This window comes from Sphingomonas sp. LH128 (assembly GCF_000293195.2).
GTDB lineage: Bacteria > Pseudomonadota > Alphaproteobacteria > Sphingomonadales > Sphingomonadaceae > Novosphingobium > Novosphingobium resinovorum_A.
This window is the reverse complement of the sequence record NZ_ALVC01000496.1, coordinates 30,551-42,521: the sequence shown is the minus strand read 5'-3', so window position 1 is coordinate 42,521 and position 11,971 is coordinate 30,551. Positions and strand designations below refer to the sequence as shown.

The following is an 11,971-nucleotide window of genomic DNA, read 5'->3' as shown; positions in this document are numbered from 1 at the left end:
TTCGCTGGGATGACGATGTCGTTCGTGCAGCGGGGTCACGCAAAAATACCCGCTGGCGAGTGCGGGCCATTACGCCGGGGAAATCAACGCATCCGAAGTGAACATCGGGTCGGCGTCGGGAGCGTCCTCACCGGGACGCGGGGTTTTGTTTTCCGTGAAGCTCTGGCGAGCGGCCGGGTAACTCACGGTGCAGCCCGGCTCGACCTGTATTCCATCGGAAAGTCCCATGTGGCCGTCGTTAGGGTTCGCATCGTTATCGGCCGAAGGCTATCCGGGATGGCCGTCCCAAGTCCTGCCGTGTGTCGCAGGAACGTATGGACGGCGTTTCCGGTAGCGCAGAGACAGTCCGGGTCTTCGAACGGACGCGTGGTTTGCGCGATCACGGCTGAAACCGCATCCCGGCCCACGACGCCGACCCGATACACCGAAAGCGGCTTGTACATCACCGCTCGGATGTTGGGGCATATATCCTATTTGGTTATAAATGTCAAGATGTACGGCGCAGGAGGTGCAGCCTGGCCTTGCCGACATCACGCGTGGCGTCGGCTTCGAAGCCCTTGATCGCCACGCTTTCACCCTTACCGGTTTCGAGGCTCACCCAGGTGCCTTCGCCGATCCAGCCGAGCCGCGCCAGCTTGTCCACCGCCACCTGACCCGCGCCGGTATCGTAAGGCGGGTCGAGCAGCACGAGGTCGAGCGGCTCCTTTGCGGTCCCCAGCGACATCACCGAGGAGGCGCGCACGTCGCTGCGCGGCTGCGCCTGCAGGTTGGCGATGTTCTTGCGAATCGCCCGGATCGCGCCTGCATCTTGATCGACGAACAGGCAGTGCGCCGCCCCGCGCGACAGGGCTTCCAGCCCCAGCGCGCCCGAGCCCGCGAACAGGTCCGCCACTTTCAGCCCCTCGAAATCGCCGAGGCGGCTGACCAGCATCGAGAACAGCGTTTCGCGCGTGCGGTCGGCGGTGGGGCGAGTGGTGTCGCCCTCGGGCGCGGCCAGCTTGCGGCCGCGCCATTCGCCCGCGATAATCCGCAGGTTTCCGCTCATGCCTGCGTTCTCGTGGGATTCTGGCTCGGCAGGCTCTTGCGGAAGTTCTCGAGGTCGCGCTGCGAGACTTCACCGGCCATGCCCTTGGGCATGTCGCCGAGGCGGAAGGGGCCGTAGGCGGTGCGCAGCAGGCGGCTGACCTGCAGGCCGAGCGCTTCGAGCACGCGGCGCACTTCGCGGTTCTTGCCTTCGGTCAGCGTCATCTCGATCCACTGGTTGCGCCCGGTGCGGCGCTCCATGTTGGCGTCGATCTTGCCGTAGATCACGCCGTCGACCTCGATGCCTTCCATCAGTTGTTCGAGCTGTTCTTGCGTGATGTCGCCAAAAGTACGCGCGCGGTAGGTGCGCGGCACGCCGGTGGCGGGCAGTTCGAGCTGGCGCTTGAACTCGCCGTCGTTGGTCAGCAGCAGCAGGCCCTCGGTGTTGAGATCGAGGCGGCCGATCGGCATCACGCGGCCGGTGCCTTCGGGCAGGGCGTTGCGCAGCGCGGTGTAGATCGTCGGGCGGCCCGCCGGATCGCGCTCGGCGGTGATGAGGCCCGACGGCTTGTGGAACAGGAACAGGCGCGTGCCTTCGGCTTCCGCGATCGGATTGCCGTCCACCGCGACACCGCGCAAGGATGTGAGCACGGTCGAGGGCGTTTCGATCACCACGTCGTCCAGCGTGACGCGGCCTTCGATGATCAGGCGCTCGACCTCGCGGCGGCTGGCGACGCCGGCGCGGGCGAGCAGCTTGGCGACGCGCTCGCCTTCGCGGGCAGGCAGCGAGGGGTCCTTGGGCGTCGGCGCGGCGGCGCGCGGGGCGGCGCCGGGCTTGAGGTTGGGACGCGGGCCGGTCGGGCGGGCAGGGCGTGGGCCGCGATCCGAGCCGAATGCGCGATCGTCGCGGCGCGGACGATAGCCGCGTTCGCCGTCGCGGGAATCGGAGCGGGCGCCATCACGTGCAGGTCCGCTGCGATAGGTCGCATCGCGCGATCCGCCGCCTTGCGCACGCTCTGAACGCGGCGCGCCGTCGCGCCCCGGACCACTGCGGTAGGAACCGCCACGCGGGGTATCCTCACGCGGACGATCGCCACGCGGGGCGCCGGTACGGGCGCCATCGCGGGCAGCGGCATCGCGCGGACCAGCATCGCGGGAGGCGCCGTCACGCCCACCGTCTCTGGAGCCACGGCGCGGGAATTCATTGCGGAAGTCCTCGCGGCTGCCGATACGGGGGGCTTCACGGCGCCCGCGTCCGCCGCGCGGAGCGTCGCCGCGGGGCGCGTCGTGACCGTCATCGCGGCCGGTGCGGCCACGTGCACTGCCGCTTCCGGCGTTGTAGCGGGGGCCGCCATCACGCGATGCACCGCCTCGCGAAGAGCCGCCACGCGGACCCGCGCCGAAAGAGGAACCGGAATCGCGGCCACGGCCGGAGCCGCCTGATCTGCCGCCTGAAGACTTGCTGGGAGGTTTGGACATGCGTGGCCCATACCTGTTGATCGCCGCTTCATCCAGCCTTCCCTTACGGATCGCCGCCGCTAAGTTGGCGGCAACCGCAAATGAGGAGACCGGCGTGGACGCCGATACCATCGCAGAGCGTCGCAGCGTCGGGGATTCGATCAAGCCCTATTTCGAGCGGGAGTCGCTCGCCTCGTTCATGCTCGGCCTGTCCTCGGGCTTTCCTTATGCGATGATCGGCGCGACGCTGACCACGCGCCTGGCGCAGGACGGGATCGACAAGAAGACCGTTACCGCCTTCACGCTGGCGTTCCTGGTCTACAATCTCAAGGTGTTCTGGGCCTGGATCGTCGACGGCGTGCACCTGCCGGTCCTGCACCGCATGGGGCAGCGCGTCTCGTGGATGCTGGTCTGCGGGGTTGCCGTGATTGCGGCGGTGCTCAACCTCGCGCTGGTCGATCCGGCGGCGGACATCGGCGCGACCGTGCTCGCCGCCGTGCTGGTGGGCGTGGCGGGCGCCAGCTTCGACATCGTCATCGACGCCTACCGCATCGAGACGCTCAAGCCCTACCAGCTCGGCACCGGGTCGGGCATGAGCCAGTACGGCTGGCGCATCGGCTCGGCGGGGGCGGGCGCGCTCGCGCTGGTGCTTTCGGCGCGCTACGGCTGGGGCGTGGGCTATGCGGCATGCGCCGTCTTCGCGCTGCCCGCCATGCTCACCGCACTGGTGCTGGGCGAGCCGGAGCGCCGCAAGGTGGTGGTCGAGAAGAAGGGGCTGGCCGAAGTCTGGTCCTCGATCGCCGGGCCGTTCGGGGAGTTCTTCCGCCGCAACGGCGCGTTTCTCGTGCTGCTGTTCATCCTCGTCCACAAGATCGGCGACACGCTGGCGAACCTGACCTTCCGCCTGCTGTTCGACGACCTCGGCTTCAGCAACGACGAGATCGCGATCTATGACATCGGCCTGGGTTTCTGGGCCTACATGATCGGCGTGTTCATCGGCGGCGTCGCTTATGCGCGCATGGGCCTCAAGCGTTCGGTGATGCTCTCGCTGGTGCTGATGGGTGTGTCGAACCTCAGCTTCGCGGCGCTGGCTGCGGCCGGGCACAGCAACTGGGGCATGGCGGGCGCCATCGGCTTCGAGAACATCGCCTCGGGCTACGGCGGCGTCGTGGTGATCGCCTATTTCTCGGCGCTGTGCGACTTGCGCTACACGGCGGCGCAGTATGCGCTGATCTCGGCCGGAGCGAGCGTCGTCGGGCGGCTCGCCACCGGCACGACGGCGGGCGCGCTGATCGAGGCCATGGGCTACGTGAACTTCTACCTGCTCACCACGGTGGCGTCGCTGCCCGGCATCGCGCTGTTCTGGTGGCTGAGCCGGACAGGGCTCGTCGATCAGGCGCTGGGGTCTGCGGGCGAGGTAGAGTAACAGCAGAAGGCCCACCCCCAACCCCTCCCGCAAGCGGGAGGGGAGCGAGACTTGGCGATTTATCGCCTAGTCGCAGCGGGATGGGATCGCCTTCGCCTCAATCCGGCACTTCGCCGTTGTCCCGCAACACCGCGCCCGCAAGGTAGAGCGAACCCGCGATCAGCACGGCGCGTGGGGCCAGCTTTTCCAGATCGCGCAGCGCCGTCGCCACATCCGGCGCGGAGGACGTCGGCAGCGACCAGCCCGCGAACGCCTCGGGCGGGTGGCAGTCATGCCCCGGCACCGGCACCAGCGTCACGCTTTCGACGAGGCGGTGGAGCGGATCGAGCAGCGCGGCGGGGTCCTTGCCCGCGATCATGCCGAGGATCAGATGCGGCGCCTGCCCCCGTTCGCGCAGGAATGCTTCCAGCGCCAGCCCCGCGTCGCGGTTGTGCCCGCCGTCGAGCCAGACCGGCGTGCCGGGGACGAGCGCGGTCAGCGGCCCGTCGCCCAGCAGTTGCATCCGCGCGGGCCAGCGCGCGGCGCGGATGCCCTCGGCGAAGGCGTGAGGATCAATCTTCAGCACATCCTGCGCGCGCAGCATGGCGACGGCGAGGGCGGCGTTGTCCGCCTGGTGCGCGCCGGGCATCTCGGGCAGGGGGAGGGTCAAAGAGCCGTGGCGGTCCTCGAACCAGATGGCGTCGCGGGTGACCTGCGCCTTCCACTCGGCATCGCGCGACTGCAGCGGTACGTCCTCTGAAGCGGCGAGGGATTGCAGGAACGCGGCGACTTCGTGCGGGTAGTTCTGCGTCACCAGCGGCACGTGCGGACGGCGGATGCCCGCCTTCTCGAAGGCGATGCGGGTGAGCGGCTCGGCGGGCGTGCCGTCCTCGGGGGCGAGGAGGAAGCGTTCGTGGTCGATGCCCAGCGTCGCCATGCCGCAGACCAGCGGTGCGGGCAGCACGTTGGTCGCGTCGAACCGGCCGCCGAGGCCGACCTCGATCACGCAGACGTCCGCCGGATGGCGCGCGAAGGCGAGGAAGCTGGCGGCGATCGTCGTCTCGAAGAAGCTGACTTCGAGATCGTGCGCCGCGTCCAGCACTTCGGCCAGCAGGCTGGCGAGTTCGTCGTCGCCGACCAGTTCGCCCGCGATGCGGATGCGTTCGTTGTAGCGCACCAGATGCGGGCTGGTGATCGCGTGGACCTTGTACCCCTGCGCCTCCAGGATCGCGCGCAGGAAGGCGCAGGTCGACCCCTTGCCGTTGGTGCCCGCGACGTGGAACGCGGGCGCGATGCGCAAGTGCGGATCGCCGAGGCGCGCCAGCAGTGTGCGGATCGCCTCAAGCCCGATGCGGCCTTGCGGCAGCGACAGCGCGGCAAGGCGATCGAGCTGGGCCTGTACGGCGGGGGAGTCCGACACGGCGAAGTCTTTCATGGTGTCCTCGACGGCGCCTTGCGCGTGGGGGCTTCGAGAGGCTGTGTCCGACCCTGTGACAAGCTCCGGGTGAGCGGAAGTGGCGTAAGCCTCCAACACCGCTCAGGCTGAGCTTGTCGAAGCCCCATCGGCTTGGCTCTATCGAGCGGAATGCACCGCCTCGGCGAGCGATGCGGTATAGTCCTGCAGCGGCCCGGGCGCGGCATCGCCATGCTGCTTGACGATATCGATGAAGGCCGAGCCGACGACCACGCCGTCCGCGACCTTCGCAATCGCCGCCGCCTGTTCGGGCGTGCGGACGCCGAAGCCGACCGCAACGGGAATGTCGGTGGCGGCCTTGAGCTTCGCCACCGCGTCCTCGATCGAGCCTTGCGCCGCCTGCTGCATGCCGGTGATGCCCGCGACCGAGACGTAGTAGAGAAAGCCCGAGGAGCCCTCCAGCACCTTGGGCAGGCGCGCGGCGTCGGTGGTCGGGGTGGCGAGGCGGATCAGCGACACGCCTTTTTCACGCAGCGCCGGGCCGAGGGCGGCGTCTTCCTCGCTGGGGATGTCGACGCAGATCACGCCGTCGACGCCGGCCTTGGCACATTCCTCGGCAAACCACTCGGGGCCGCGGATGGTCATCGGGTTGGCGTAGCCCATCAGCACCAGCGGCACGTTGGGGTGACGCTGCCGGAACTCGGCGGCGATGCGAAAGATGTCGGCCGTGCGCGTGCCCTTGGCGAGGCTGCGCAAGTTGGCTTCCTGGATCGCCGGACCGTCCGCCATCGGATCGGTGAAGGGCATGCCCAGCTCGATCACGTCGGCGCCGCCCGCGACGAGCGCGTCGAGGTTCGATGCGGTGTCGCCGTCGCCCCCGGTGATGAAGCAGACGAGCGCGGGGCCTTTGGCGAAAGCGGTTTCGAAGCGGGTCATCAGGAGAACAGCGTCTTTCCGGAATAGCGGAGAATGGCGGCGGTCAGGCCGACGAAAACGGCGAGGTAGGCGAGGCTGACGGCGATGTCGCTCCAGCTTCCTCGAAAGGCGAAGGCCCAGTAATAGCCCGCGCCCGAAAGGTCGAAGGAGCGCACCCGGACGAGGTCGGCGAGGACCTTGATTGCCGGGAACACCGCCATCCAGAGCACGGCGGCGTCGATCAGCGACCGTTGCCACCCGCCCTTTTTCAAAGCTCGACCCCCAGCGCCTCGGCGACGGTGAAGATGTCCTTGTCGCCGCGCCCGGAGACGTTGACGACGAGCAGCTTGTCCGCGTCCAGCTGAGCCGTCAGCTGCGGCAGTGCAGCGAGGGCGTGGGCGCTTTCGAGCGCCGGGATGATGCCCTCCAGCGCGCAGCACAGCTGGAACGCTTCAAGCGCCTCGGTGTCGGTGATCGGCACGTACTTCACGCGGCCCGCCTCGTGCAGCCACGAATGTTCGGGGCCAAGGCCGGGATAGTCCAGACCGGCGCTGATCGAATGGGCCTCGGTGATCTGGCCGTCCTCGTCCTGCAGCAGGTAGGTCTTGTTGCCGTGGAGGATGCCCGGACGCCCGCCCATCAGCGAGGCGGCATGCTGGCCGCTCTCGATGCCGTGACCGGCGGCCTCGATGCCGACCATCGCCACGTCCGCGTCGTCGAGGAAGGGGTGGAACATGCCGATCGCATTCGATCCGCCGCCCACGGCCGCCACCAGCATGTCGGGCAGGCGGCCTTCGGCTTCGAGAATCTGCTCGCGCGTTTCGGTGCCGATCACGCTCTGGAAGTCGCGGACGAGTTCCGGGTACGGGTGCGGACCTGCGGCGGTGCCGATGATGTAGAAGGTGTCGTGGACGTTGGCGACCCAGTGGCGCAGCGCCTCGTTCATCGCGTCCTTGAGCGTTTCCGCGCCGCTGGTGACCGGCACCACTTCGGCGCCGAGCAGCTTCATGCGGAACACGTTGGGCGCCTGACGCTCGACGTCCTTGGCGCCCATGAAGATCGTGCAGGACAGGCCGAAGCGCGCCGCGACGGTGGCGGTGGCGACGCCGTGCTGGCCCGCGCCGGTCTCGGCGATGATCTTGGTCTTGCCCATGCGCATGGCGAGCAGAACCTGGCCGATGCAGTTGTTGATCTTGTGCGCGCCGGTGTGGTTCAGATCCTCGCGCTTGAAGTAGATCTTCGGGCCTTTGCCCTCGGGCGCGAGCTTTCGGAAATGCTCGGTGATGCGCGGCGCCGGATAGAGCGGGCTGGGGCGGCCGACGAAATTCTTGAGCAGATCGTCGAACTCGGCCTGGAACGCCGGGTCCAGCTTCGCGGCACGGTATTCCTTTTCCAGGTCGAGGATCAGCGGCATCAGCGTCTCGGCGACGTAGCGTCCGCCGAACTGGCCGAAGTGACCCGACTCATCGGGGTACGAACGAAGCGAATTGGGGCTCTGAACGGTCATGATCCGGCGCTTGGCAGACCCCCCCGCGCTTGTCCAGACGCCTTGAGGAGAGGGGCCATGTTTGCCCCGGGAACGCCGGAAAACCATGGGTGCCTACAGGGGCTTGGTGATCGCCTGGCGGACATTCAATTGCAAACAATGCAACTGAAAATCGGCAAAAGCACCTAACCGGCATAAACTGCAGTTTTGTGACGTTTTGAACGATTCCAAGAATTTACCGTTCATCTGACTGAAAGGTGACGGGGTCCAGCGGCGGGGCTCCCGACGATAACCCCGATGAGGGTCGGGATCGCAGGAATACTTGGAGTTATATAATATGCGTATTGCACTTGTTTCGCTCGCCGCGGTTGCTGCCGTGGCCGCTGCCACTCCCGCCCTGGCCAACGAGGCTCGCGTCGAAGCACGCGGCGGTGTGATCTGGGACGGTAGCAACAGCGACGCAGTTGCAGGTGTCGCCGCCGGCTACGACTACGACCTGGGCGACAAGCTCTTCGTGGGTGTGCAGGGTTCGGCCGACAAGATCCTGACCGACAACACCCGCGTTTCGTGGGGCGCTGGCGGCCGCATCGGCGTGCAGCCGATCCCGGGCACCAAGGTCTACGCGCTGGCCGACTGGGAATCGAAGAACTGCAAGTACTGCAACAGTGCCGTGGGCGTCGGTGGCGGCGTCCAGCAGGACATGGGCTCGCGCTACTACGTGAAGGCCGAATACCAGCACCTGCTGGTCGGCGACAACACCCCCGACGCCGACCGCGGCCTCGTGGGCGTGGGCGTCAAGTTCTGATCCCACGGATCTGATCGCTGCGAAAGCAGTGTAAGCCAGGAAAGGGGCGGTCCGACGGGCCGCCCCTTTCTTCGTCTGGCCTTCGTCATTGCGAGCGTAGCGAAGCAATCCAGAGCAATCTTGTTGAGTCGCCCTGGATTGCTTCGCTACGCTCGCAATGACGAAAGGTTGGGTCAGGCCGATCGAACCGCCGCGCAGAAGGCGGCAATGCGCGCCTCGTCCTTCACGCCCGGCGCGCTCTCCACGCCCGAGGAGGTATCGACCAGCGGCGCTCCTGTCAGCCGGATGGCCTCGGCGACGTTCGCCGGGTCGAGGCCCCCCGCGAGGCCCCATGCCAGCGGTCCCTTCCAATTCGCGACAAGGCCCCAGTCGAAGCTGAGGCCCATGCCGCCGGGCAGGGCGCCCTTGGGCGTCTTGGCGTCGAAGAGGACAACATCGGCGGCGCCCGCGTAGGCGTTCGCGCGGGTGACGTCGTCTGAGGTGGCGACGGACAATGCCTTCCATACGGGGATGCCGAAGCGGGCACGCAGCTGCGCGGCGCGTTCGGCCGTCTCGGACCCGTGGAGTTGCAGCGCGTCGAGCTTCGCCGCGCCCACGGCCTCGCCGAGCAGCGCGTCGTCGGCGTCCACGAACAGACCGACGCGGCCGATTCGGTCCGCCGCGCGCGCCGAAAGCTGCGCCGCCTGCACCGGGCTCACCGCGCGCGGGCTCTTGGCGAAGAACACCAGGCCGATGTGCGCGGCGCGGGCGCGGATGGCCGCTTCCAGCGAAGCGGCGGTGCTGATACCGCAAATCTTGATTGCCGCTGTTGGCATATGCGCGCCTTGCCCTAAGCTGCGGTCCTGCATGAAATGAAGGACGTGAAGTGAATCGGTTGGGCCGCTATCTAATGCCATTCCTCGCAGCGGCAATGCTCGGCGGTTGCAGCGTGAAGGAGTCGATCCAGCAAGCCGACGCAGAAGTGGTCCGTTTCCACCAGGCGCTGGACGCAGGCCGCTCGCAGGCGATCTGGGATGCGACCGGGCCGGACATGCGCAAGGCCACCACACAGAAGCAGTTCGTCGCCCTGCTCGACGCGGTCCATCGCAAGCTGGGCAACGTGAAGTCGAGCAAGCAGGTCGGCTGGAACCGCAACGCCAGCACCATCGGCAGCTTCACCACGACAACCAACGAAACCGTGTTCGAACGCGGTAGTGGAACCGAGCAATTCGTGTTCCGAAAAAGTGAAGCCGACAAGCTCGCGCTCGTCGGCTATCACATTCAATCGAACGAGATGATGGTCAATTGATGGTCGATCACGGCGCCAGTTCGAACTGCACCGTCACATTGACGTTCATCTCCAACTCGCCCGCAGCGACCGGCGGCGGCGCGGCGGCGGCGACCATGTCACGGGCCTCCTTGCGCACGAACATCACCGGCTGCGGCGAATAACCGCCGCTCTCGCTGATCGAGACGATGCGCGCGACCCGCAGGCCCGATGCCTTGGCATAGAGTTCGGCGCGGGCACGGGCGGACTTCATCGCCTCGACACGCGCCTCGTCCATCGCCGCCTCGGGCTGCGAGAGCATGAAGTTCGGGCCGTTGACCTGGTTCGCACCGGCGGTGACGAGCGCGTCGATCACCTTGCCCATGTCCTGCAACTTGCGCTGGCGGACCGAGACCGAATTGCTCGCACGGTAACCGACGATGCGCTGCTGGCCGTCGTCCTCGTAAGAGCCATCGGGCAGGCGCTTGGGCTGGGCGTAGACCGGATTGACGTTGAGGTTGCTGGTCTGGACATCCTTGTCGGCGATCCCGGCCCGCTTGAGCGCGGCGATCACCTTGGTCATCTGCGCCGAGTTGGCCGAAAGCGCCTCGCTGGCAGTCGTGCCCTGCGTGGTCACACCGGCGCTGTAGTTCGCCATGTCGGGCTCGCGCGTGGACGAACCTTCGGCGGTGACGGTGAGCATCGTGTGCCCGGCCTCGATGGCGGGAGCAGGGGCCTGCTGGGCGAAGGCGGTAGGGGCGGATGCTGCCATAGCCGTGGCGGCGAGCAGGCTCAGGGTCTTCATAATGGGGTCGCACTCCCGGGGGTTGTTCGGTGGACAACGATCTGGACGGAGCGAGGTTGCGAAGGGCTGAACGGTGAAGTGTGCGAATGTTAAGGTGAGCAGAGGAGGAAGCAGGGGTTTACCACCCCTGCACCCCGTGACCCGTCGAGGTCGGGCGCGCAGCATCGTACGGCAATGAGGCTGTGTTGGAAGACCAATAGCCTGCGGCGCAATGTGGACGCGACGCTGCTGCGCGCACAACGATGACAGTAAAGGGGTCTGGGGCGATGGCCCCAGAATCCTCTTTTTCCGTTCTTAAAGAGTAGCCTCGATAGCCTTCGCCGCTGCGAGGGGATCCTCCGCGCGGCTGATTGGCCGTCCGATCACGAGCACGCTGGCGCCTGCATCGCGGGCTTCGCGCGGGGTGACGGTGCGCTTCTGGTCGCCGACTTTGCCGTCTGCCGGGCGCAGGCCGGGGACGACAAAGTAGCCGTCCTTCCACTGCTTGTGCACCGCGCCGACTTCGTGGCCCGAGCAGACGATGCCGTCGAGGCCCGCCGAGTGAGCGAGGTCGGCGAGGCGCAGGGCCTGGTCGTAGGGGTTGGCGTTCACGCCGATGGCGGAGAGGTCGTCTCCGTCGAGGCTGGTGAGCACGGTGACGGCGACGACCTTGCAGTTTTCACCGGCGGCGGCCTTGGCGTCTTCCATCATGGCGCGGCCACCGGCGGCGTGAATGGTGACGATCGAGGGTTGCAGCACGTGGATCGCCTGCATCGCGCCAGCGACGGTGTTGGGAATGTCGTGCAGCTTCAGGTCGAGGAAGATGGGGAGGCCCACCTTGTGCAGTTCATGGACGCCGTGGTGGCCGTGGGCGCAGAAGAATTCGAGGCCCAGCTTGATCCCGCCGATATGGCCCGAGACCTTGCGCGCCAGCGCTTCTGCGGCGTCGAGGCGAGGGAGGTCGAGGGCGAGGTAGACGGGATTGCGGTTCATGACTTCTCGATTTCCGACGGGGTTTCGATTGGGGTGACGAGCACGGCTTCGTGCGCTTCGGCGAGCGAGGGCATCGAGGTGGCGCGCAGCGAGTTCTCGAGGCTGGCGATGCGGCGGTTGAGCCGCCAGCGCACGGCGCGCAGGTAAGCCCACACCGGCAGCATGCCCAGCCCGAAGAAGAGCAGCGCGACGACGCCGACCGGCCATTCGAAGTGGAAGTAGTTGCCGTCTGCCAGAGGCCAGAAGTTTACCGGCACTTTGGTCCAGTTCATCGCGATGAATGCGACGAGCACGGCGGTGAGCACGACCCATGCGATGGTGCGGATGACCTGCATTGTTCCTCCTGCTTTCCCGGCGATGCTAGGCGTGAATTTTCCGCAAGGGAAGGGATTCCGCCGTCGTCCCGGACTTGATCCGGGACCGCTGGCCGAGAACAACATTG

General features: G+C 67.1%; 13 protein-coding genes. 3 read left to right on the top strand and 10 right to left on the bottom strand.

Features of this window, described 5'->3' with window-relative positions:
- Positions 1-487 precede the first annotated feature (487 nt).
- The gene (gene rsmD / locus LH128_RS29185; protein ID WP_008833304.1) at positions 488-1,045 is read right to left on the bottom strand and encodes a 16S rRNA (guanine(966)-N(2))-methyltransferase RsmD; all 558 of its coding nucleotides are present in this window, start codon (positions 1,043-1,045) and stop codon (positions 488-490) included.
- Positions 1,042-2,502 carry a pseudouridine synthase gene (locus LH128_RS32640; protein ID WP_008833303.1) on the bottom strand — a complete coding sequence of 487 codons (1,461 nt, stop codon included), beginning with the start codon at positions 2,500-2,502 and terminating at the stop codon, positions 1,042-1,044. The genes rsmD and LH128_RS32640 overlap by 4 nt, the downstream gene beginning before the upstream one ends.
- Before the next feature lie 94 nt (positions 2,503-2,596).
- Between LH128_RS32640 and LH128_RS29175 the strand changes: the two genes are divergently transcribed.
- The gene (locus LH128_RS29175) at positions 2,597-3,907 is read left to right on the top strand and encodes an AmpG family muropeptide MFS transporter (RefSeq protein WP_081798926.1); all 1,311 of its coding nucleotides are present in this window, start codon (positions 2,597-2,599) and stop codon (positions 3,905-3,907) included.
- 97 nt (positions 3,908-4,004) lie between these two features.
- Here the strand turns inward: LH128_RS29175 and LH128_RS29170 are convergent, their stop codons facing one another.
- The 4 genes from LH128_RS29170 to trpB form a co-directional block, all read right to left on the bottom strand.
- Positions 4,005-5,321: a bifunctional folylpolyglutamate synthase/dihydrofolate synthase gene (locus LH128_RS29170; RefSeq protein WP_008833301.1), complete on the bottom strand. Its 1,317-nt coding sequence runs from the start codon at positions 5,319-5,321 to the stop codon at positions 4,005-4,007.
- A 138-nt stretch (positions 5,322-5,459) separates the two neighbouring features.
- Entirely contained in the window at positions 5,460-6,236 is a 777-nt protein-coding gene (gene trpA, locus LH128_RS29165) for a tryptophan synthase subunit alpha (protein ID WP_008833300.1), read from the bottom strand.
- Entirely contained in the window at positions 6,236-6,487 is a 252-nt protein-coding gene (locus tag LH128_RS29160) for a hypothetical protein (RefSeq protein ID WP_008833299.1), read from the bottom strand. The genes trpA and LH128_RS29160 overlap by 1 nt, the downstream gene beginning before the upstream one ends.
- Positions 6,484-7,722: a tryptophan synthase subunit beta gene (trpB, locus tag LH128_RS29155; protein ID WP_008833298.1), complete on the bottom strand. Its 1,239-nt coding sequence runs from the start codon at positions 7,720-7,722 to the stop codon at positions 6,484-6,486. Before trpB ends, LH128_RS29160 begins: the two co-directional genes overlap by 4 nt.
- A gap of 316 nt (positions 7,723-8,038) precedes the next feature.
- Here trpB and LH128_RS29150 point away from each other — a divergent pair, with 316 nt between their 5' ends.
- Entirely contained in the window at positions 8,039-8,506 is a 468-nt protein-coding gene (locus tag LH128_RS29150; protein ID WP_008833297.1) for an outer membrane beta-barrel protein, read from the top strand.
- 173 nt (positions 8,507-8,679) lie between these two features.
- Here the strand turns inward: LH128_RS29150 and LH128_RS29145 are convergent, their stop codons facing one another.
- The gene (locus LH128_RS29145) at positions 8,680-9,321 is read right to left on the bottom strand and encodes a phosphoribosylanthranilate isomerase (protein ID WP_008833296.1); all 642 of its coding nucleotides are present in this window, start codon (positions 9,319-9,321) and stop codon (positions 8,680-8,682) included.
- A 113-nt stretch (positions 9,322-9,434) separates the two neighbouring features.
- Between LH128_RS29145 and LH128_RS29140 the strand changes: the two genes are divergently transcribed.
- A complete protein-coding gene (locus tag LH128_RS29140; RefSeq protein WP_236727294.1) occupies positions 9,435-9,794 on the top strand; it encodes a DUF4019 domain-containing protein in 360 nt (119 codons plus the stop codon).
- Positions 9,795-9,801: 7 nt separating this feature from the next.
- Here LH128_RS29140 and LH128_RS29135 read toward each other — a convergent pair whose 3' ends face one another.
- From LH128_RS29135 to LH128_RS29125, 3 genes are all read right to left on the bottom strand, one after another.
- A complete protein-coding gene (locus LH128_RS29135) occupies positions 9,802-10,557 on the bottom strand; it encodes an SIMPL domain-containing protein (protein ID WP_008833294.1) in 756 nt (251 codons plus the stop codon).
- 294 nt (positions 10,558-10,851) lie between these two features.
- Positions 10,852-11,529: an orotidine-5'-phosphate decarboxylase gene (gene pyrF / locus LH128_RS29130; RefSeq protein WP_008833293.1), complete on the bottom strand. Its 678-nt coding sequence runs from the start codon at positions 11,527-11,529 to the stop codon at positions 10,852-10,854.
- Positions 11,526-11,864 (bottom strand): LapA family protein, encoded by a 339-nt coding sequence (locus LH128_RS29125; RefSeq protein ID WP_008833292.1) that lies wholly within the window; start codon positions 11,862-11,864, stop codon positions 11,526-11,528. The genes pyrF and LH128_RS29125 overlap by 4 nt, the downstream gene beginning before the upstream one ends.
- Positions 11,865-11,971 lie beyond the last annotated feature (107 nt).